The sequence below is a fragment of the Novosphingobium sp. genome (assembly GCF_041905565.1).
In the GTDB taxonomy this organism is placed as follows: Bacteria; Pseudomonadota; Alphaproteobacteria; order Sphingomonadales; family Sphingomonadaceae; genus Novosphingobium.
This window is the reverse complement of sequence record NZ_JAYRKX010000009.1, coordinates 14,693-36,429: the sequence shown is the minus strand read 5'-3', so window position 1 is coordinate 36,429 and position 21,737 is coordinate 14,693. Positions and strand designations below refer to the sequence as shown.

General features: G+C 67.9%; 16 protein-coding genes. 8 read left to right on the top strand and 8 right to left on the bottom strand.

Annotation, left to right across the window (positions count from 1 at the left end; all coding sequences use genetic code 11):
- Positions 1-82: 82 nt before the first annotated feature.
- Positions 83-1,696, bottom strand: a complete 1,614-nt coding sequence (locus ACE3N9_RS09040; protein WP_374283025.1) for an AMP-binding protein — start codon at positions 1,694-1,696, stop codon at positions 83-85.
- Positions 1,697-1,776: 80 nt separating this feature from the next.
- Between ACE3N9_RS09040 and ACE3N9_RS09035 the strand changes: the two genes are divergently transcribed.
- From ACE3N9_RS09035 to ACE3N9_RS09020, 4 genes are read left to right on the top strand one after another with little or no spacing between them, the layout of a single operon-like run.
- The gene (locus tag ACE3N9_RS09035) at positions 1,777-2,928 is read left to right on the top strand and encodes an acyl-CoA dehydrogenase family protein (RefSeq protein WP_374283022.1); all 1,152 of its coding nucleotides are present in this window, start codon (positions 1,777-1,779) and stop codon (positions 2,926-2,928) included.
- A 5-nt stretch (positions 2,929-2,933) separates the two neighbouring features.
- The gene (locus tag ACE3N9_RS09030) at positions 2,934-3,839 is read left to right on the top strand and encodes an acyl-CoA dehydrogenase family protein (protein WP_374283020.1); all 906 of its coding nucleotides are present in this window, start codon (positions 2,934-2,936) and stop codon (positions 3,837-3,839) included.
- Positions 3,836-4,615: an enoyl-CoA hydratase/isomerase family protein gene (locus ACE3N9_RS09025; RefSeq protein ID WP_374283018.1), complete on the top strand. Its 780-nt coding sequence runs from the start codon at positions 3,836-3,838 to the stop codon at positions 4,613-4,615. Before ACE3N9_RS09030 ends, ACE3N9_RS09025 begins: the two co-directional genes overlap by 4 nt.
- 1 nt (position 4,616) lies before the next feature.
- Entirely contained in the window at positions 4,617-5,489 is an 873-nt protein-coding gene (locus ACE3N9_RS09020) for an SDR family oxidoreductase (RefSeq protein ID WP_374283015.1), read from the top strand.
- A 107-nt stretch (positions 5,490-5,596) separates the two neighbouring features.
- On the opposite strand, the gene ACE3N9_RS09015 is transcribed toward ACE3N9_RS09020, so the two are convergent.
- The 4 genes from ACE3N9_RS09015 to ACE3N9_RS09000 all read right to left on the bottom strand — a co-directional run bounded on the left by ACE3N9_RS09015 (position 5,597) and on the right by ACE3N9_RS09000 (position 10,255).
- On the bottom strand, positions 5,597-7,801 hold the full coding sequence (locus ACE3N9_RS09015) for a CoA transferase (protein ID WP_374283013.1): 2,205 nt from the start codon (positions 7,799-7,801) through the stop codon (positions 5,597-5,599).
- Positions 7,802-7,811: 10 nt separating this feature from the next.
- On the bottom strand, positions 7,812-8,252 hold the full coding sequence (locus ACE3N9_RS09010; RefSeq protein WP_374283011.1) for a Zn-ribbon domain-containing OB-fold protein: 441 nt from the start codon (positions 8,250-8,252) through the stop codon (positions 7,812-7,814).
- 1 nt (position 8,253) lies between these two features.
- Positions 8,254-9,471 (bottom strand): thiolase, encoded by a 1,218-nt coding sequence (locus ACE3N9_RS09005; protein WP_374283009.1) that lies wholly within the window; start codon positions 9,469-9,471, stop codon positions 8,254-8,256.
- A gap of 91 nt (positions 9,472-9,562) precedes the next feature.
- On the bottom strand, positions 9,563-10,255 hold the full coding sequence (locus ACE3N9_RS09000) for a FadR/GntR family transcriptional regulator (protein WP_374283007.1): 693 nt from the start codon (positions 10,253-10,255) through the stop codon (positions 9,563-9,565).
- A gap of 125 nt (positions 10,256-10,380) precedes the next feature.
- Here ACE3N9_RS09000 and ACE3N9_RS08995 point away from each other — a divergent pair, with 125 nt between their 5' ends.
- The 4 genes from ACE3N9_RS08995 (at position 10,381) to ACE3N9_RS08980 (ending at position 17,229) form a co-directional block, all read left to right on the top strand.
- A complete protein-coding gene (locus ACE3N9_RS08995; RefSeq protein ID WP_374283005.1) occupies positions 10,381-11,496 on the top strand; it encodes an amidohydrolase family protein in 1,116 nt (371 codons plus the stop codon).
- A gap of 13 nt (positions 11,497-11,509) precedes the next feature.
- Positions 11,510-13,279 (top strand): acyl-CoA dehydrogenase family protein, encoded by a 1,770-nt coding sequence (locus ACE3N9_RS08990; RefSeq protein WP_374283003.1) that lies wholly within the window; start codon positions 11,510-11,512, stop codon positions 13,277-13,279.
- A gap of 125 nt (positions 13,280-13,404) precedes the next feature.
- Positions 13,405-14,637: an amidohydrolase family protein gene (locus tag ACE3N9_RS08985; protein ID WP_374283001.1), complete on the top strand. Its 1,233-nt coding sequence runs from the start codon at positions 13,405-13,407 to the stop codon at positions 14,635-14,637.
- A 156-nt stretch (positions 14,638-14,793) separates the two neighbouring features.
- Complete coding sequence (locus tag ACE3N9_RS08980) at positions 14,794-17,229, top strand: TonB-dependent receptor (protein ID WP_374282999.1); 2,436 nt, start codon at positions 14,794-14,796, stop codon at positions 17,227-17,229.
- Here ACE3N9_RS08980 and ACE3N9_RS08975 read toward each other — a convergent pair.
- From ACE3N9_RS08975 to ACE3N9_RS08965, 3 genes are all read right to left on the bottom strand, one after another.
- On the bottom strand, positions 17,226-18,092 hold the full coding sequence (locus tag ACE3N9_RS08975; protein ID WP_374282997.1) for a thioesterase family protein: 867 nt from the start codon (positions 18,090-18,092) through the stop codon (positions 17,226-17,228). The genes ACE3N9_RS08980 and ACE3N9_RS08975 overlap by 4 nt on opposite strands.
- 127 nt (positions 18,093-18,219) lie before the next feature.
- Entirely contained in the window at positions 18,220-20,598 is a 2,379-nt protein-coding gene (locus ACE3N9_RS08970) for a TonB-dependent receptor (protein WP_374282995.1), read from the bottom strand.
- 121 nt (positions 20,599-20,719) lie between these two features.
- Complete coding sequence (locus tag ACE3N9_RS08965; RefSeq protein WP_374282993.1) at positions 20,720-21,736, bottom strand: DUF2889 domain-containing protein; 1,017 nt, start codon at positions 21,734-21,736, stop codon at positions 20,720-20,722.
- Between the last annotated feature and the right edge of the window lies 1 nt (position 21,737).

The window sequence follows — 21,737 nt, the reverse complement described above, 5'->3', positions numbered from 1 at the left end:
TTAAACCGCCGGACCCGTTCCGGCAAGCGCAGGGAGCGGGCACGTGCCGCAGGCAGGACCAGGCAGGGAAACGGACCGGCGCTCAACGCGCCGCGATCTGCCCGCTGGCGGCCAGTTCATGGCGCAATTCGGCCTTCTGCACCTTGCCGCTGGGAGTGCGCGGGAACGCATCGACCACCACCAGGTGCTCGGGCACCTTCTGCCGGGCAACACCCAGTTCGCGGAACGCGGCATCGATCGATTCGATGCTGACCGGGGCCGTGCCATCCACCGTCACCACGGCGCAGATTCGCTCGCCCAGCCGGGCGTCGGGCGCGCCGATCGCGGCGGCTTCGCGCACGCCGGGGACGGTCAGCAGCAGTTCCTCGACCTCGCGGCTGGAGATGTTCTCGCCGCCGCGAATGATGATGTCCTTCTTGCGGTCGGTGATCGCCAGGTAGCCGTCCGCATCGATCCGGCCGATGTCGCCGGTAAGGAACCAGCCGCCGGGCAGGAAACTGGCCGCATCCAGCGCTGGGTCGGTGTAACCGGCAAAGCGTTCTGCCCCGCGCACCGCCACTTCGCCTTCGGCGCCGGGGTCCACGTCCACCCCATCGTCGCTCACGATCCGCACTTCGACGCCCGCGTTGGGCCGGCCATCGGTGTTGAGCCGCTTGTCCAGCGGATCGGCGGGATCGCACTGGCTGACCGTGGGCATTTCGGTGGAACCATAGCAGCGGCAGCAGTGGATGCCCGCCGCCTCGCTCTGCGCGACCAGCGCGGGCGGCACGGTGGTCGCCCCGATCAGGAACTGGGTGAAGCTGGTGATGTCGTGCCCGCCCTGCGCGGCGGCTTCAAGCAGGCCGGAGAGATGGAACGGCGTGCCCGACATCTGCCGCACCTTGAAGCGTTCGACCAACTGGGCGGCGAGCGCTGCGTCCCAGCTTTCCAGGATCACCATCGGCCGGCCAAGCAGGGCATGGCCCATGACGCCAAGCGTGCCCGCGATGTGCCCGCTGGGCCAGGGCGACAGGCCGAAATCGTCCGCCGGGCCATCGCGGCGCTGGGCGGTCAACTCGGCCAGAATGCTGCGCGATCTGTGCCGCACCCCCTTGGGCGCGGCCGTGGTGCCCGAGGTGTAGAGCAGCAGCGCCAGCGCATCGGGATCATGCGCGATCGGGGGCAGATCGCCCTGCGGCAGGTCCGCCAGGGCGAGGCATCCGCCGGGCACTTCGCTGCCCATCACGATGCGGTGGGCCAGGTCGGGCAAGGCCGGCAGGCGCGCCAGCCGGTCGAGGTAATCGATCCCGCGCCAGCGATCCGGCAGCACCAATGCCTTGGCGCGGCTGTCGGCCAGGATGTGCGCCAGCTCGTGCGGGCCATAGATGTGGACGATCGGCAGCAGGGTGCAGCCCAGCATGGCCGCCGCCTGAAACAGCACCGCGTTCTCGATGCTATTGGGCAGCTGCATCGCGATCACGTCGCCGGGGCGCAGCCCCAGCGCGTGGAACGATCCGGCCAGCGCCAGCCCCTGGGCGTGAACCTCGGCCAGGGTGGTGCTGCGCTGCCCGTCAGGTCCGAACAGGTGCAAGGGCGCCTCGGGATGCTCCGCCGCCGCGCAGGCCATCGCTTCGGCCAGCGACACATCGCTGTGCAGCTCCAATTCGCGCCACGTGGCCAGACATTCGTCCGGCATGTGGCTGGCTGGCTGAACCATGATCCGCTCCTCTCCCGCGTATATGCGTGCGAGGGTGCAGCCGCCCGCCCCGCGCCGTCAATCCCGCAAGGACCATGCTGATGGACATCCTGTTTTCCCCCGAAGAACAAAGCTTTCGCGAGGAGTGCCGCGACTGGCTGCACGCCAACGTCCCCGCCGAGCGCCGCCCGATGGACGCCGCCGAGGCAATCGCGTTCGACAAGGCGTGGCAGCGCCGGCTGTTCGATGCCGGCTGGGCCGGGATCAACTGGCCGGTGGAATATGGCGGGCGCGGACTGTCGATCGTCCAGCAGGTGATCTGGCTGGAGGAATACGCCAAGGCCCACGCGCCGTGGATCGGGGCCAACTTCGTCGGGATCAACCACGGCGGGCCGACCCTGATCCTCAACGCCAGCGAGGCGCAGAAGGAATACCACCTGCCGCGCATCCTGCGGGGCGAGGCGATCTGGTGCCAGGGCTTTTCCGAACCCGGCGCGGGATCGGACCTGGCCGGGATCAAGACCCGCGCCCGGATCGAAGGCGACGAGCTGGTCATCAATGGCACCAAGATCTGGACCAGCTTTGCCCATGTCGCCGACTGGCAGGAACTGGTGGTGCGGACCGAGGACGGATCGCAGCGTCACAAGGGCCTGTCGTGGGTGATCTGCAGCATGCACGCCCCCGGCATCGAAGTCCGCCCGATCCGCAAGATGAGCGGGCAGGTCGAATTCGCGCAGGTGTTCTATGACGACGTGCGCGTGCCGCTGGCCAATGTGGTCGGCGGGCTGGGCAACGGCTGGAAGGTCGCCATGTCGACGCTCAGCTTCGAGCGCGGCACCGGCTTCATCGCCGACCAGGTCAAGCAGAGCCAGGAAATCGAGGAACTGGTCGAGCGCGCCCGCGCCACCGGCGCGATCCGCGACGACCGGATCGCCGATCAACTTGCGCAGCTGCGGGCCGAAGTCGCGGCACTGCGCGCGATGACCTATCGCAACATTTCCGAAGTGGTCCGCACCGGCCAGCCGGGGCCGGAAGCCTCGGTGATCCGCCTGTTTACCTCCGAGCTGGGCCAGCGGCTGGAACGCATGGCGCTGCTGCTGGCCGGGGAAACGATCCTCGACTTCCGCTATGGCGAGGATGACCTGGTGGCCGATTACCTGCGCGGGTTCGCCGCGACCATCGCTGGCGGCACCGCCCAGATCCAGCGCGACATCATTGCCGAGCGCCTGCTTGGCCTGCCGAAATCGAGGTAAGCGCCATGGACCTGACCCCAAGCACCGAACAGGACATGCTGGTCGCCGCCACGGCCGACTGGTGCCGTGAAAACATGCCGCTGGACCAGGCTCGGACGCGCCCGCCGCACCTGTGGGGCGAGCTGGAAGCCATGGGCTGGACCGCGATGACAGCGCCGGGCATGGACCTTGACCACGCCAGCGAAGCGCTGGTCTTTGCCGAACTGGGCCGGCACCTGGCCCCGGTGGCCTTGCTGGCCACGGCTGTCGCGGCGCGCTGGTCGCCCCATGCCGGGCCAGCGGCGCTGGCGCTGCTCGAAACCCATGTGACCGGCGGTTCGGTGCGGGTGCTCGATCCGCACGGCGCGGTTCAAGCGCTCGGCGTCATCGGTCACCTCGCGGCGGTCACCCCGCTGCCAGCGGACCTTGGCGGGCAGCCGGGGCTCGACCTGTCGGTGCCGATTGCCCATCTCGATCCTGCCCCGCCGTTCGAAGCGCTGGGCGATCCGCGCGCCGCGCTGCACCTGCAACTGCTCGCCGCCGCCTATGCCCTTGGCTGCGCCGATGCGGCGCGCGACATGGCCGCCGGCTATGCCCAGGTGCGCGAACAGTTTGACCGCCCGATTGGCTGGTTCCAGGCGCTCAAGCACATTTGCGCCGACATGGCGGTGCGCTGCGCGGCGGCGCGTTCGCAGCTCTACTACGCGGCCTGCGCGCTTGATGCGGACACACCGGACGCGGCCTTCCACATCGCGGCGGCGCGGCAACTGGCGGACCAGGCCGCGATCGATAACGGCCGCGCCAATGTGCAGGTCCACGGCGGGATCGGGATGACCGACGAAGCCTATCCGCACCTGTGCCTGAAGCGCGCCCACCTGCTTTCGTTCGTCGCCCCCGCGCGGCGCCAGACCCTGCTTGGAGAAGCGGCATGACCGACAAAGTGCTGTATGAAGTGATCGACGGGGTGGGCGTGATCACGCTCAACCGCCCGGAAGTGCACAACGCGATGGATGACGAGGCCGCGCACCTTTACAAGGAGGCGCTTGACCGCGCGCTGGACGACGATGCGGTGCGCGCGGTGCTGCTGCGCGGCAACGGCAAGTCGTTCTGTTCGGGCCGCGACACCACCATGCTGGGCCACCGCGCGCGCGACGAAAGCGACTATCACTTCGTCCTGCGCCACCAGCAGAAGCGGCTGGCGGTGCTGGACAGCCCCAAGCCGTTCGTGGCCGCGCTGAAGGGCGCGGCGATCGGCGGCGGGTGTGAAACCGCGCTGTCCTGCGACATCCGCGTGGCCGACACTACGCTGAAGATGGCCCTGCCCGAAATCCATTACGGCATCCTGCCCGACACCGGCGGGACCCAGTTGATGACCACGCTGATCGGCCCCAGCCGGACCAAGTACATGGTGATGAGCGGTGAGCGGATCGACGCGCAGACCGCGCTCGACTGGGGCGCGGTGGACTTTGTCGTCGCGCCCGAGGAGCTGGACGCCAGGGCGCTGGAGATCGCCCGCAAGATCGCCGCCAAGCCGCCGCTGTGCCTGGCCATGGCCAAGACCATGATCGACCAGATGCACGCCGGGGCCATGCGCAATGGCATTGCCCAGGAACTGCTGGCCCAGACCGCATTGTTCAAGACCGAGGACTACCAGGAAGCCCGCGCCGCGATCCGCGAGAAACGCGCGCCCAGCTACAAGGGGAAGTAAGATGAGCGAAGATCTCAAGGGCCTGCGCCGCGCCCCTCGCCCCGGCGCGCGGATGCTGCCCGAAGGCAGCTTCGCCGGTGATGTGGCGATCATCACCGGCGGCGGATCGGGCATCGGCAAGGCGATTGCCGCCGAATTCGGCCGGCTGGGCGGCGCGGTGGCGATTGCCAGCCGCGATCCCGACAAGCGCGCGCGCGGCATTGCCGCGGTCGAGGAAGCCGGCGGCCGCGCCATCGGCGTCCAGCTCGACGTGCGCGATCCCGAAGCGGTCCGCGCCTGCTTCGACGAGGTCGAGGAACAGCTTGGCCCGGTAACCCAGCTGGTCAACAACGCCGCCGGGAACCTCGCCGGCGCGTCCGAGGATTTCAGCCTTAACGCCTGGCGCGCGGTGACCAGCATCGTGCTCGACGGGACCTGGATCTGCTCGACCGAATTTGCTCGCCGCCGGATTGCCGACGGGATCGGCGGAGCGATCCTCAACATCGGGGCGACCTATTCGTGGACCGGCGGGCCGGGCACTTCGCCGTCCGCCGCGGCCAAGGCCGGGGTGACCAACCTGACGCAGAGTCTGGCGGTGGAATGGGCGCCCTATGACATCCGGGTCAACTGCATCGCCCCCGGGCTGTTCCCGCACCAGGACCGCGCCGCGCACCTGCGCTTTGCCGATGGCAACAACCTCGACAACCGCCAGCCCGCGCTGCGCACCGGCGAAGTGCACGAATTGGGCTGGGCGGCGGCCTATCTCTGTTCGGACTATGCGGCGTTCTGCTCGGGCCACACCTTCGTGCTCGACGGCGCGAACTGGCTGCGGCGCAGCTTGCGGATGCCGGTGTTCGAGCCGGTTCGGACCTGGCTGCCCAAGCGGGAGAAGTAGCTCCCCCGCGTCTCGTCATTGCGAGCATAGCGAAGCAATCCAGTGCGGTGCGCACCGTCCTGGATTGCTTCGCTATGCTCGCAATGACGCAGGGGGTGGCGGGTTTTTTACCCGATCACCTTCTTGTCCCGGAACTCGGCAATTTCCGCGTCGGTAAAGCCCAGCTCGCGCATGATCTCGTCGGTGTGCTGGCCAATCGCCGGGGCGGCGTGCCTGAACACGATCGGCGTGTCGCCGAAGTGCCAGAAGGCGCCCGGCTGCTCGACCGTGCCGTAGAGCGGCTGTTCCAGCACCGAAATCAGCCCCATGTCGCGGTAATGCGGATTGGCGAAGAACTGGTCCTCCGCCGCCTCGAAGGTGACGCGGTCGCACGGCACCCCGGCGGCTTCCAGCGCGGCCAGCAGGTCGGCGCTGGTTTGCGAAGCGGCCTGCGCTTCAAACCCGGCCTCGTCCCCGCCCAGCACTTCGCGCAGCGCGGCGCGGTGCGCCTCGGTGTGGGCGGCGACGGCAATCCACGCCGCGTCGCTGCACTGGTAAATGCGGTGATACGGCGAAAAGCCGGTCTGGTCGCTGGTCAGGTGGTGGGTCGGCGCCAGCGAGCCATCGGGCAGGATCAGGGTTTCGCCCTGGGTCATCGCCGAAATGCCCAGCAGCGAGGTTTGCGTCGAATAGCCGCGCTGCCCGCTGCGCTTGGCGTAGAGCGAGGCCATCAGTTCCACCAGCGCGCTTTGCGCCGAGCTGACGTCCATCGTGCCGGGGCGGTTGAAGATCGGCTTGTTGCCTTCGCCCGCATTCTCGAATTCCCAGCCGGCGATGGCGTTGAAGATCGAATCGTAACCCGGCCAGTTACCACGCGTGCCGCGCTGGCCATAGGCGCTGACATAGTTGAAGGCGACGTCGGGGTTGTGCTTGCGGATCCCTTCGTCCGACAGCCCCAGCTTGGCCGCACCCTTGAAACGCATGTTGTGGTGCACGGCTTCGGCCCATTGCAGCAGGCGGGCCAGGATCGGCTCGGCCTCGGGCCGGGTCAGGTCCAGCGCGATCGACCGCTTAGAGCGCGAGGCGGCCTGGTAATAGCGGTGCATGAAGCGGATCCGGTCGCCGGTCAGCGCCTCGACCTTGATCACGTCGGCGCCCATGTCGCCCATCATCGACGGGGCCATGGGGCCGGCCAGGAACATCCCGAAATCGACCACGCGCACCCCGGCCAGCACTTCGGCAGGGGCCGCGCCGCTGCCTACCGGGGCGGGCGGCGGGGTCCAGTCAGCCTCGCCGCCTTCGCCAAGGCGCGGCGCAGGGCCTACCGGAGGCAGCGGGGCATCGGTGTGGAACGGGACGTTGGGCTGCACCGTCTTGCCCAGCAGCGGATCGTCCACTTCGACCACATAGCCGTTGGCCCGCACTTCCTCGTGGCGGAGCATTTCGCCCAGCGGATAGGCGGGTTCGGCGGCAATGTCGTCGGCCCGCAGGTCGGCCAGCCAGCGGTCCAGCGGGCGGCGCTTGAACGCGTCGATCACGCCTTCCTCGGTCGAAATGTCGGCACCTTCGGCCAGCACCTCCCACATCGTCGGCATGTTGGCGTAATCGTACTGGCGCGGCGGATCCATGATCTGCAGCCAGTCGCCCCCCTGGCACTGATAGAGCTGCTGCCCGATCGGCCGCGCGGCCAGCGGGTGCGGCTTGTTGTTGGGCATCGGCCCGGCCGAATTGCGCGCCCAGATCAGCGAAAGCATGACCATGTGGCCCTGGAACAGCGAGGTGTGCGCCGCCCCGCCCCGGCCCGATTGCAGCCGCGCCACCAGCCGGGCCAGGATACCCGCCGCGGCCAGGTGCGCCGCCGCCCACGATCCGGCGTTGAAGCGCCAGACGATCGGCCCGGCGCGATAGCCGTCGTTCTCGTAGAGCGCGCCGAACCGCGCGGCGACGAGCAATTCGTCATCCGAGCGTTCGACATCGGGGTGATTGAACGGGCTGCCGGTAATCCCGCTCGTCACCAGCCGGGGATACTTCGCCCCCAGCGTGGCATCGTCGAGCCCCAGCGCGCGTGCCCGCGCCGGGGTGAACTGGTGCAGCAACACGTCAGCCCCGGCCAGCCGCCGGTCCAGCTCGGCCAGGCCATCGGGCGCGGCAAGGTCAAGCACCACACTGCGCTTGCCCCGGTTCCAGTTGGCGAAGCGCGCCTGTCCCCGCGCCGGATCGCCGCCGGGCCGCTCGACCTTGAGCACCTGCGCGCCGAGCGCCGCGAGCATCAGCCCCGCGACCTGGACCGCCTGGCCTTCCCCGATCTCGACAATGCGCAGCTCGTTCAGCATTCCCCGTGCCTCAGGCCTTGCGGAAGTTGGGCAGCATCCAGCCGTCCTGGATCGGGGTCCATTCGACCTGGACCTTCATGCCGATGTACACGTCCTCGGCATTGCAGCCGGTGACATTGGCGTTGAGCCGCGCGCCCGGTGCACCGTCGAGATCGACCACGACAGGGACATAGATGTAGTCCTCGCCGTTCGCCGGGTTCTTGTTGCACACCACATAGCTGAACACCGTGCCGGTGCCCGGCAGGGTCGGCCAATTGACCGCCTTGCTCGAACATTCCGGGCAATAGGGCGAGGGCGGCATGCGGAAGTGGCCGCAATCGGCGCACTGGCACGCGGTCAGCCGCAAGTCCTTGGCCGCCTGCCAGAACGGTTCGGTGTTGGGATTGGTGCTGATGCGGATCTGGTCGCCGGGCAGCAGCCGCGCCGGGCCGTATTTGATGGGCTCGCTCATGTCAGGCGCTCCTCAGGATCAGGCTGGAAACGGGAAGCGAGGCCGGGCCGCCGGACACCAGCGCGAATTCGGCGTCCTTGACCTGGTTGATCGCGGTGCCGCGCACTTGCTCCACCCCTTCGACAATATGGGTCATGCCGATGATGTAGGCTTCGCTCAGGTTGCCGCCGTGGGTGTTGACCGGCACCCCGCCGTTCACCCCGCCCTGGCTGGCGGCATCGTAGCGGATCTTGCCCGACAACACGTAATCGTTGCCTTCGCCCTTTTCGCAGAAGCCGTAGTCTTCCAGCTGCATCAGCACCATCGGGCTGAAGTGGTCATAGAGCAGGGCCACGTCCATGTCCTTGGCCGAAAGGCCCGACTGCGCCCAGATGCGGTCGGCAGTGAACTTGTGCCCGCTGCTGGCGAAATGCGGATCGGGCATGCCCATCCAGGCAAAGGCCCGGCCCCATTCGCGCTGGCCGCCGTGGGCGCAGGCGTGAACCACGGCCGGCTTGTGACGGCAGTCCTTGGCGCGGTCCATGGTGGTGGTGATCACCGCCACGGCGCCATCGGTTTCCAGGCAGAAGTCGAGCCGGCGCAGCGGATCGGCCAGCATCACCGAGGCGTCGTATTCTTCCTTGGTCAGCGGATTGCGGCGCACTGCCTTGGGGCGGTTGTGGGTGTTGGCGCGGGTGGCCATCACGATTTCGCCAAAGGCATCCTGGGTGGTGCCGTAAAGGTGCATGTGCCGGCGGGCCAGCACGCTCATCAGGTGGCCGGGGCCGACCAGGCCGGAGGGCTGGAGAAAGCTGTTTTCGGGGCTCGGTGCGGCCGATCCGAACACCACCCCCAGGCGGTGCTGGGGCAGCTGTTGCAAGGCCATCAGGGTGACGACGTACTTGCAATCCTCGTTCATCAGGCCCGCCGTGGCGAGGCCGATCGCGCCGGGGCAGCCGCCGCCGCCGCTGGTCAGCGTGGCCGAGAACGAGACGTTGGGCATGCCCAGCGTTTCCATCAGACTGGCCGTGTCGAACTTGTCGAGATAGCCCGCCCCGGCGGTGGAATAGTACGCGAAGCCATCGATGTCCTTGATCGAAATGCCCGCGTCGGCACAGGCGTTGAGGATCGCCTCGCCCGCCATGTCGTTGATCGTGCGCGGCCATGATTTGCCGCGCACGTAATAGTCGGTCGCGCCGATGCCGACGATCGCCGTCTTGTCCTGATTTGCCCAGGCCACTGCCAGCCCCTCCTCGATTCCAAGTTATCTAACTAGGTGCGATATGACAGCCCGTGCGGCTTGTCCAGCAGGGACGTTGCGCCCGTGCGTATCAGGCCTGCAACTGGGCGATCCATTCGGCCATGGTGGTCGAGCGGCGGCGCATCATCAGCCGGGCAATGTCGCCGTCGCCATCGAGGATCGCCTGGCACAGGCCGGACTGCAGCCGCCGCGCCTCGGCCCGGTGGGCGGGATCGCGGTAGAGGCCGGTGCCCTGCTCCTCCATGCCGAAGGAATAGCCGATCGCCATGACCAGTTCGATCGCGGGGTTGCCGCTCATCCGCGCGACCAGGCTGGCCAGCACGGCTTCGGCGTCGATCAGCGCCGAAACGCTGTCCGCCCGCTCGATCCCTTCGGCGAACCGGGCAAGGTCCGCGCGCAGCGCTACGTCGGCACACTGGCAGGCCAGCCCCGCCGCTTCTTCCGCGACCAGCCGGCTGACCGCCATGATGTCGAGCAGGGTCGCGCCCTTGAGCCGCAGGTAGCGCGCCAGGGTGCGGATCGCGTCGTTGGCATCGGGGCGGCTGGCATAGAACCCGCCGCGAATGCCGCGCCGTACGCTGATCAGCCGGTCGTTCTCGGCAATCTTGGCGGCCTGGCGCAGGGTCGGGCGGCTGACGCCGAGGCGCTGGAGCAGATCGTCCTCCGCGCCGATGAACTGGCCGTCCTCAAGCCCCAGGCTCAGCTGCGCCAATTCGCGCGCGGTGCGCGCCACCAGCGTTTCGCCATGTCCAAGCTGCTGCATCGCCGCCCCCCTAACAGATAGCTGTTTAACCGACGCAGACGCGCCAGTCCAGCCCGAGGCTTGCGTCCACTTGTATAACTAGGTATTCTTTTTGCCAACAATCAGGCCGAATCGGGAGAATATCGGTGAAACCCTTCGTGTTCAGCGCGGACAGCCACATCATGGAACCGGCAGACATCTTTCTTGATGGCCTGCCCGCCAGCCTCAAGCGTCACGCGATCCACAGCCGCAAGGACGGCGATTTCCTCATCACCGGGACCGAGGACAAGGTAATCTACCGCCTGCGCGTGGGCCAGCACCGCGAAAAGGAACTGGGCGACAACCAGCGCAAGGGCATCCGCGAAATCCCGGGCCGACTGGAAGACATGGAACTGGAAGGGATCGATTCCGAGATCTGCTTCCCCAGCCTTGGCCTGTGGCTCTACTGCCTCGACAATGCCGATGCCGAAGCGGCCTCGGCCCGGCTCTACAACGACTGGAACGACCAGTTCCTGGGCGGCCACCCCAATCGCTTCGTGCGCTGCGGGATGCTGCCGGTGCTCGACTTCTCGAACACCCTGGCCGAACTCGACTACCTCGCCGCCAAGGGCTTCACCGCCGCGATGCTGCCGGCCGTGACCCCGCCCAGCCTGCCCAAGTACAACGATGAAAAGTGGGACGCGGTCTTTGCCAAGGGCGCGGCGCTGGGCATCGTCTTCGTGATGCACACCGGCACGGGCCTGGAAACCGTGGTCCACGAACGCGGGCCCGGCGCGGGCATCATCAACTATACCAAGCAGATGAACGACGCGCAGAATTCCGCGATGTACCTGGTTGCGGGCGGGGTGCTGGACCGCAATCCGGGCGCCAAGGTGGCCTTCATCGAAAGCGGCGCCAGCTGGCTGGTCGCTCTGGCCGAACGCATGGACGAGGTCGAGGAAGCCCACGCCAACTTCGTCTTACCCAAGCTGTCGCGCCGCTGCAGCCAGATCATCGACGACCAGGTCTGGGCCAGCTTCCAGCACGACCGGGGCTGCATCGCCGCCGCCGACAAGGGCCTGCCGGGCGCGCGCAACGTGATGTGGGGATCGGACTATCCGCACGCCGAAGGCACGTTCCCGATCAGTCGCCGGCTGACCGAGGAACTGTTCGAGGGCCTGGCCGTGTCCGACCAGACCCGCCGCGACGTCCTCGGCCTCAACGCCGCGCGCCTGTTCCGGATCGAACCCACGGTCCAGACCAGCGCCAAGCTGGCCGCCTGAAGGAAGCGCGAACATGGCCCAACTCGGTCTCTCAAGCGAGCAACAGGCCATGTTCGACACGGTCGACGGGGCGCTGCTAAGCTGTGGCGAGCGTCCCGTCGATGCAGTGCTGGATGAACTGGGGGTCGCCGCGCTGCTCAGCGAAGGCGGCAACCTGATTGACGCGGCGCTGGTGGCCGAAGCCGCCGGACGCCACGGAGTCATCATCTGGCCGGACGAACGCGTGCTGGTGGTGGCCGCCTGCCTGGGCATGGCCACCCGCGCGCTGGACGATGCCGCCGCCTATGCCTGCGAACGCGTGGTGTTCGGCCGCCCGATCGGCGAATACCAGGGCGTCGCCCATACCCTCGCCAACGTGATTACCGAGATCGAGGGCACCCGCCTGCTCGTCTGGCGCGCCATCGCCGCGCGGGCCGAGGGGCTGGCGGAGGCCGCCCGGCTTGACGCACAAGCCTTCTGGTGGGCGGCCAAGGCGGTCCTGCCAGCGATCAAGGCGGCGATGCGGACCTTCGGCGGCTACGGCGTGTCCGAGGATTCCCCGCTGCCCGCGCTCTACATGAAGGCGCGCGCCGCGCTCTATGCCGCGGGCGATCCCGACCGGGTGCTGACCGCACCACTGCCCGCTCTGGCGCCCATCGCCCCGGTGCCGATCAGCTTTTCCCCCGACGCCGAGGCCGAGGAATGGCGGCTGCGGACCGAGCGCTTCCTTGAAAGCTTTACCGCCGAGGAAAAGCACGCCTTCGCCGCATCGGCCGACAACCACTTTCCAGACCTGCACCGCCGCCTGGCGGACGCCGGGCTGCTGTTTCCCGACTGGCCGTTGGAATGGGGCGGGTCGGGCGCCTCCGCGCTTGCCACCAGCGCGGTTCACCGCGCGCTGACCCATGCCGGCTGGCCGATTTCGGTGCTGGTCGTATCTGATTCGATCGGCAAGCTGCTGATGCTGTTCGGCACGGCCGAGGCCAAGGCCGAAATCCTCCCGCGCCTCGCCCGGGGCGAGGCGATTGCCTGCCTGGGGCTGTCCGAACCGTCCGGCGGATCGGACGTGTTCGGGGCAAAGACCCGCGCGGTCCACGATGGCGCGCGCTGGATCGCCAATGGGCAGAAGGTGTTCACCACCACCGCCCACCAGGCCGAATATGTCCTGCTGCTGGCCCGCAGCGAAGGCGGGCTGACCCTGTTCGTCGCGCCGCTGGGAGAAGGCTTTGACCTTGCCCCGGTGCTGACCTTCGCGGGCGAGCGCACCAACATCACCTTCTATTCCGACTTCGGGATCGAGGACCGCTACCTGCTGGGCGAAGCAGGCAAGGGCAGCAAGGTGCTGGCCGCGACGATGAACCTGGAACACAATCAGGGCGACTATTACCTCGGCGCACTGGACTTTGCCCGGGCCGAGTTGCTCGCCGGGCTGGACGCGCTGCTGGAACTGCCCGGCCTGCGCGAGAACGAGGCGGCGATCCGCCACTCGATGGCCCGGATGGACGCGCATATCGCGCTGCTCGAATGCCTCAGCCTGCGGGCGATCTGGGCGGGCGATGCCGGTGCGGGGCAGCGCTGGTTCGGGCCGATGTGCAAGCTGCTGGGCACCGAAAGCTGGCACGCCTGCAACGCCGAACTGGTCGAACGCTTCGCCCCCTGGTCGCTCGACGCCAGCATCCCGGCGCTCGCCGCGGTCGAGGCCGAGGCCCGCTGCGGGATCCAGGCAACGATCTATGGCGGGACCAACGAGGTCCAACGCTCGGTCATTGCCGAAACCCGGCTGAAGCTGCCGCGGAGCCGTTAGAAATATCTCTTATTGGCAATTTATCCGGCGTTTTTGACTCCGGTCAAATATAATAGATACCTCTTTAGGCAGGATCATCGGCAAGGGACGAAACCGATTCGCCCCGGCCCGAGGAGAGATCTGCCATGACCGACAAGCTTCGCCCCTTCGTGTTCAGCTGCGATGCCCATGTGGCCGAACCGCAGGACCTGTTCCTGAAGGCCATGCCGGCCGAGATGCAGCAATACGCGATCCATTCCGAAGCGCAGGGCGATGTGCGCATCACCCGGATCGGTGAGCAGGTGATCCTCAAGATCAACACCAACTTCCACCAGCACAAGACCGGCACCGGCGACGCCGCGTTCAATGCCCAGACCAAGGGCGCCGACGACACGGTGGCCGACCGGTCCTGCACCGATGCCAGCGACAACTTCGTGTCGGACTGCGCGGTCGATACCAAGCGGCGCGGCGCGCGCGACCTTGACCTGCGGATCGCGGACATGGACCGTGACGGGGTCGATGCCGAACTGGTCTTCCCCTCGCTCGGCCTGATGCTGCCGCGCATTGCCGATCCCGCCGCGCAGGCCAAGGCCTGCCAGATCTGGAACGACTGGGCCTGGGACTATACCGCCCCGGTGCGCCACCGCCTGATCCCGGCGGCGATGATCCCGTGCATCGATTTCGACCTCGCCCTGGCCGAATGCCAGCGCGCCGCGGACAAGGGCTTTGCCGCCTTCTGCCTGTGGGAAGGGCTGAACAACTACAACGATCCGCGCTGGGACCCGATCTTCGCGCTGGCCGCCGACCTTGGCATTCCGCTGGTGTTCCACACCGGGGTGGGCGATATCAACATCCGCGCCCTGAAAGGCCCGGGCGGCGCGCTGTTCAACTATACCCGCCAGATGAACGACGCGGTGGACGTGATCACCCAGCTGGTCGCGGGCGGCGTGCTCGATCGCAATCCGGGGGCGCATATCCTGTTTGCCGAACACAGCGCCGGCTGGCTGTGGGGCCTGGCCGAGCGGATGGACGAGGTCTACAACGGCCACGCCCCGTCGATTTCGCCCAAGCTGTCGCGCCTGCCCAGCCAGATCGTGCGCGATCAGGTGCACTGCGCGCTGCAGAACGATGGCAACAGCTCGATGGCGATCCGCAAGGGCGTGGGCATCGACGCGCTGCTGTTCGCCACCGACTATCCGCACGCCGAAGGGACCTTCCCGTTCAGCAAGCAGGTGATCGACGCGCTGGCCGAGGCCAACCCCGACGTCACCACCGACGAGTTGGTCGCGGTGCTGGGCGGCAATGCCGCCAAGCTGTTCCGCCGCGCCAACCTGCAGGCGGCGGTTGATACCCGGCGGGCCGAGCTGCTCGCCGCCTGACACCGCGGCATCACCCATTCTCCCCACCTCCCCCGCCCCGGCACTGCCTGGGCGGGGGTTTTGTTTGCATTATGAAAATCTTAAGCTTCTTTGCAGGTTGATCTTGCCATCGGGGCCTGCGAGGGACTTGCTTTTGCTTGTCCAGAGGAATGTACGGTGCCTGCAATTGGCGCGATCCTGACCATTGCCGCCGGCGCCGCCGCGCCGCTGACCGGCGTGGACGCGGCCCAGGCGCCGATCGTGGTCGTGGCCAGCCCGCTGGGGGAACACGATGCGGACACCGTGCACCCCGTGGCCGTGGCGGTGCCCGCCGCCCTGCCCGAACAGCTGGCCCGGACCACCCCCGGGGTCAGCATCAACGAAATGCAGGGCAACCCGCTGCAGGTCGATGTCAATTATCGCGGCTTCACCGCCAGCCCGCTGGCCGGAACGCCGCAGGGCCTGTCGGTCTACCTTGACGGGGTGCGGATCAACCAGCCGTTTGCCGAAGTGGTCAACTGGGACCTGATCCCGATGGCCGCGCTGGCCGAAGTGGAACTGGTACCCGGCGCGGCCCCGCAGTTCGGCCGCAACGCGCTGGGCGGGGTGCTGGTGCTGCGCACCCGCAGCGGCAAAAGCGATCCCGGCGCGGCGCTGGAGGCCAGCGCGGGATCGTTCGGCCGGGTTACCGGCACGGCGCAGTGGGGCGGCGCGGCGGACAATGGCCTGCACTGGTTCGCGCTGGCCGATCATTTCCGCGAAAGCGGCTGGCGCGCGCTTTCCCCCTCGCGCGCGACGCGCGCCTTCGCCAAGCTGGGGTGGAGCGGCGCGCGCAGCGAAGCGGCGCTGACCGGGCTGTTTGCGGACAGCAACCTCAACGGCAATGGCCTGCAGGAAATGCGCCTGCTGGAGGCCGACCGCACCAGCATCTACACCGCGCCGGACAACACCCGCGCGCGCCACTGGCTGGCGGAGCTGAAAGGCGGCCACACGCTGTCCGACACAGTGCGGATCAGCGCCAACGCGTTCTGGCGGCGCACCCGCAGCCAGACCTACAACGGCGACATCAACGACGATGCGCTGGCCGAAAATGTCTACCAGCCCAGCGCCGACGAGCGCGCCGCGCTGGCCGCGGCGGGCTATACCGGCTTTCCGCTGGCGGGCGAAAGCCGGGCCAACACCCCCTTCCCGCGCTGGCGCTGCATTGCCAACGTGCTGCTGAACGACGAGCCGAACGAGAAGTGCAACGCCCTTGCCAACCGCTCGCTCACCACGCAGCACGAATGGGGGCTGGGCGCGGAACTGGTGCTGACCGGCACGCTGGCCGGTCTGGACCACACGATGACGCTGGGGCTGGCCTATGTGAACAACCGCGCCAGCTTCGGCCAGGGCACGCAGTTCGGCTACCTGCTGGCCGACCGGACGGTCATGCCGGTCGACGGCCCTGGCGCTTTCGCCGATGGCACCCAGGCATCGGAAGACGCCTTTGACGCGCGGGTCGACCTTGGCTCGCGCAGCGCCAGCCTGGGGCTCTATGCGCTCGACCGCCTGCGCCTGACCGGCGCGCTGCGGCTGGACCTGGCGGCCCGGTTCGACCGCACCTCGGTTCACAACCGCGACCGGATCACGCCCGGCGGCGGGACCGGATCGCTGGATAGCGACCCGGTGTTCCAGCGGCTTAACCCCAGCGCGACGCTGGTCTGGACCCCGGGCCAGGACGCCGAACTGGCCCTGGCCTGGTCGCAGGCCAGCCGCGCGCCATCGGCAGTGGAACTGGGCTGTTCCGATCCCGCCAGCCCGTGCCGCCTGCCCAACGCGCTGGCCGGCGATCCGCCGCTGCGCCAGGTGATCGCCCGCACGGTGGAAGCCCGCGCCCAGCTGCGGCGCAAGGGCTGGTCGCTGCGCGCCAGTGTGTTCCGCACTGCGGCGAGCGACGACATCCTGTTCGTGACCGACGATCCCAGCGGCTACGGCTATTTCCGCAACTTCGGCCAGACCCGCCGCCAGGGGCTGGAACTGGCGGGCAGCGCCGTGCTGGGCCGGGTCACGCTGTCGGCCAGCTATGCCTTGCTCGACGCGACGTTCCGCTCACCCGAAGTGGTTGGCGGGGCGGCCAACAGCAGCAACGATGGCCCCGGGCCGGGGTTCGAAGGCAACATCGCGGTCCGCCCGGGCGACCGGATTCCCCTGCTCCCGCGCCACCAGGTCAAGGCCGCGCTGGAATGGACCCCGGCAGAGCCGCTGACCCTGACGCTCGACATGGTCGCCGCATCGGCCAGCCTGGCGCGCGGGAACGAGAACGGCGGCCACCGGGCAGACGGGACCTATTACCTCGGCCCCGGACAGAGCGGGGGCTACGCTGTGTTCAATGCCGGGGCCGCGCTGCGCCCTTGGCCGGGGGTGACGCTGTTTGCCACGGTGCGCAACCTGCTGAACCGGCGCTATGCCACGGCCGCGCAACTCGGCCCGGCGGCGTTCGACCCAGCCGGCAGCTTCGTCGCGCAGCCATTCGCCGGGCCGGTGATCGATGGCGAGCGCCCGCTGGTATCGTCGACGTTCTATGCCCCCGGCGCGCCGCGCTCGGTCCAGGTGGGCCTGCGGGCGAAGCTCTAGATCTTCCTGATCTGCGCCAGGGCCGTGGTGTTGATCGTGCCGAGCGGGCCAGCCGCGTCATGGACCCAGCATTCGCCCACGGCCACGCCATCAGCGCTGCTGTGGCCGACCATTTCGAAGCCCAGCCATTCCCCCTGCGGCAAGCGGTGCAGGTAGATCGTGAAATCGGTGTTGACGTAATCGATCCCGGCATCGCTGCTGTGCGCCATGGGGCTGGCGAAGTCGCCCGCCATGGCCAACCGGCCGAACGGGGTGAGCGGCTCGCCCGCGACGATCTCGCGGTGGACGCGCAGCCAGGCCTGACGCGCGGTGACCGGGTTGAGCACGCCCAGCACCGGGCGGTTGGAGCGGTCCGGATCGATCCCGTCCGGGGCCTGGCGCACAATCCGCGCCGCATCGGCCGGCAGCGGGCGCAGTTCCCAGGCATTGCCCCACTGCGCGGCGGGCACGGCATCGGGTGAGGGGGCGGGCCAGGCCGGGCTTTGCCAGGTGGGATTGGCCGGGGCCTGGGTGGGGCGCAGCAATTGCAGCGAAGCGCGCGCCATCAGCTGGCCGTCCTGGACGATTTCCGCCTCGACCAGCCGCAGTCGCCCGCCCGACTTGACCACCCGGCTGGTCACCGCCAGCGGCTGAGCGCGCGGCATGCCCAGCATGTCGACCACATAGCGCGCCGGGACCCAGCCCGCCTCGCCGTGGCGATCTTCCAGCACAAAGGCCAGCAGGCTGGCCATGGCCGCGCCGTTCAGCGTGCCGGGCAGCCAATAGCCGCGCGAATGGCGGGTGGGGGCGAACAGATCGCCCGCGCGGGTGAACAGGGCATCCGGCCCGGCATCGGATTCAGCGCTGACTTGCGAAAGGGACATGGCCTGCGGCGAAGCGGAGGGCGGCCGCGCTGTCAAGCTGTGACAGGCGCGGCGCGTCGAAACGGCAACGGGGGCGGATGCCAGCTGACATCCGCCCCCGCCGTGGTCCCGTGCGGGACCGGGTGGATCAGAACTTGGCGGTGACGCTCACACCGTAGGTCGCCGGATCGTTCCAGTTCGCGCCGACATAGTTCAGGCCGCCCAGGAACAGGATGTACTGCTTGGCCCGCTTGTCGAACACGTTGCGGCCCCAGACGGCCACTTCATAGTTGTCTTCCGGACCGAACGAGAAGCCGAGCCGGGCATTGGTGATGCCATAGGCCGGGGTCTTGCCGGCTTCGATCACCTTGGCCGCTTCGGTGGCCGAGAGCCCGCCGCCGCCCAGTGCCGCCGAAGTGGTCAGCACGTTCAGCGGGTCGATCACCTGGTACATGTCACCCTGCCAGGCATAGCTGACATTGGCCGCGACGCGGGCAAAGCCCAGGTCACCCTTGTAGTTGGCGCCGACGCTGAACTGGTCCTTGACGATCGAGCCGAACTTCTGGCCGCTCTTGTCGGCGGGGGTCAGCACGCCGCCCGCCACCACGAAACCGGCGTACTTGGTGTACTTCGGATCGGTGTGCGAATAGCCGGCGAACACGTCCAGACCATCGGTCAGGTTGACGTTCAGGTCGGTTTCGAAGCCCCAGTTCTTGGTGTCGGCGTTTTCCAGCACGGTCCGGCTGGTGCCGCCAACGCTCAGGATCACGCTGCGCTGGGCGTTCTTCACGGTGTTGTGATAGCCCGCGATGTTCCACCGCACCCGCTTGTCCCAGAATTCGGTCTTCAGGCCGACTTCCTGCTCGTTGACGATTTCCGGCTGGGCCGGATCGGTGTCGGTCAGGGTCAGCGAGCGCAGCTGCTGGGCCCCGGAACGATAGCCGCGGCTCTGCTTGGCATAGAACATCACGTCGTCGGTCAGCTTATAGTCAAGACCGACCGAGTAGGACAGGTTCGACCAGGTATCGCTGCGGCTGCGGTTGCAGTCCGCCGCCACCAAGGTGCCGGCCAGCAGCTTGCTGAGCTGGTAGGTGGTGGGCAGGCAGGCCGCGACCGCCGTGCCGTTGTTCGGGATCACGGTGGACTGGGTGGTCACGCCCTTGTCGTCGTGCGACCAGCGCAGACCGCCGGTCAGGCTGAGCTGATCGGTGACCTTGTAGTTGAGCTGGCCGTAAACGCCCCACGACTTGTTGTCGATGTCGCCCAGGAACTTGGTCCAGGTGCCGCCACCTGCCGCCGGGTTGGCATTGGCGTTGGAATGCGATTCGTCGGTGCCGCTTTCCTTCAGGTAGGTCACGCCCAGCGCGTAGGACAGCTTGTCCTCCATCGCCTTGCCGGTCAGCTGCAACTCGCTGGTGAATTCCTTGAGGTCCTGAATACCCTGGGTGAAGTGGTTGACCAGGCTGGACGAACCATCAAGGTCGAGCAGGTTGTCACCCTTGACCCTGCGATAGCCGTTGATCCACTTCAGCTCGCCAAAGCTGGTGTCCACCGTCAGCTTGCCGATGAAGGTGTCGGTGTGCATGTCGCTGAACGGCCCCTGGGTGGGCGCGCCGGGCATGGAGAAGGGATCGGTCACCGCCACCTTGTCGGGATCGCCGCCGAACTTGGCGCGGTCGGCCGCGGCCGGATCGAACCCGGTGCCGCCCAGGTTGAAGTACTGGTTCTGGTTGACGCGGCCGGTCATCTCTCCGTCCCAGCTTTCGGCCGAGAGCAGCAGGGTCACCCCGTCAACCGGCTTGAACGCCACCTTGACGCGGCCATTGACCACCCGGTTCGCCCCGTACTTCTTGCCGGTGTTGACATCGGTCTGGAAGCTGTTGCGCTTGTTGAAGAACACCGCGCCGCGCGCCGCAACCCGGTCGCCGCCGATGTTGAAGATCGCGGTCAGCGAACGGTCTTCAAGATTGCCATAGCTGGCCGAGAAGCTGCCGGTGGTCTTGCCGAACTTGGGATCGGCGGTCTGGAACAGCACCGCGCCGGCCGAAGTGTTGCGGCCGAACAGCGTGCCCTGCGGCCCCTTGAGCACCTGGGCACTTTCGATGTCGAGCAGGTTGGCGTTCAGGCCGTAAGCGCGGGCGACGTACATTTCATCGAGATAGACGCCGACCGAGGGTTCCAGCGTGGCGATGTTGTCGTTCTGGATCTGGCCGCGGATCGCGAGGCTGAAAGCGGTGGGACTGTTGCCCGCGTCGCGGATCGAGAAGCCCGGGGTGAACTTGGCCAGTTCCTTGACTTCGCGCACGCCCTGATCAGCCAGCTGATCGCCGCTGAACGCCGTGATCGAACTCGGCACTTCCTGCACGTTGGCGGCCTGCTTGGTCACGCCCACCACGGTGATGATGTTGGCGTCTTCATTCTCGGCCGGGGCGGCCTGGGCATAGGCGCTGGCGCTGGACAGGGCGATCGCGGTGGCAGCGGCGCTGCCGAGCATGCGAATCAGGGCACGCGAAGCGGTGGTTTTCATCTTCAGGCTCTCCTCCCATCGAGCGGTACGCGCCGCTCGGGTCGAGGAGTTGTATAACTAAGTCCACTAGGACACACAAGAGGCCGTTGACGCGGCGTCAACAAGCCCCAATGCTGTGTCCCTATGGCAACATCCGGGCCAGCGCCGGCACGTCGGCCAGCGCGCGCAGCACGTCGTTAAGGTGCGTGCAGCCCATCGTCCCGGCCAGCCGGCCAAGCACGATATCCCTGAAATCCTGCACTTTCTCGCCCACCAGCCGGCTTGCCTTGACCGAGGCGCCGGGGCATTCGCGGAACGGCAGGATCAGCGGCAGCACCTGCAGCGCGGCCAGGGTGCCGGTCGCCTCGTCCACTTCGGCGAACAGGCGGTATTCGTGGATCGCGGTGCGTCCCCCGCCGGGGTTGCTGCCGCTGTCCTGGAAGCCCGCATCGACCTTGATCAGCCCGTCTTCGCGCCACAGGTCGATTCGGCGCGAACGGCGCTTTTGCGGCCCCTGCTGGAACGGCATGGGATGCCAGCTGAGCGCGTCGTCAGGGTGTTCCAGCGGGCCGACTTCGGCATAGGACTGGTCGACCGTGTTGCCGGTGCCATCATCGTGCAGCGAACTCGCCCCTGCGGCAAAGCCGGTGCAGACATCGGTCATCACCCCGCCCTTGCCGGCGGTGGAGCGCGTGCCCGAACGCTGGGCGCGGATCATCCAGTCGTCGCTCCACCGGCTCCAGATCCACCCCGCGACGAGGCTCGCCCCGGCGTAATCGTCCAGCAGCTGGTAGAGCGGCGTGCCCTTAAGATCGCCCAGCTTTTCCGCCAGCGCGGCGCGGCTGGCCCCGCCCGCGCGCACCCCGACCATTTCCTGCAGGCGGGGATGATCGGTGCTGGCCGCAATCGACAGGATTTCGCGGATCGGGCTGGCCATGATGCGGAACTGGCCGGTCGCCAGCACGCGCGCTTCCTCGGCCCCGAACGGGGTCAGCAGGTCGCGCGCGCGGCCGATCATTTCCCATGGCTGGCCCAGGCCATCGGGCCAGTCGCTGTCGATCGAAGTGGTGCGGCGGATCGAACCCGGCCGCCGCAGCGGTGCGTGCCCGGCGCTGTGCCGGGCAAACGGGAACTGCTGCGGCGGATGGGCCTGTGCCATG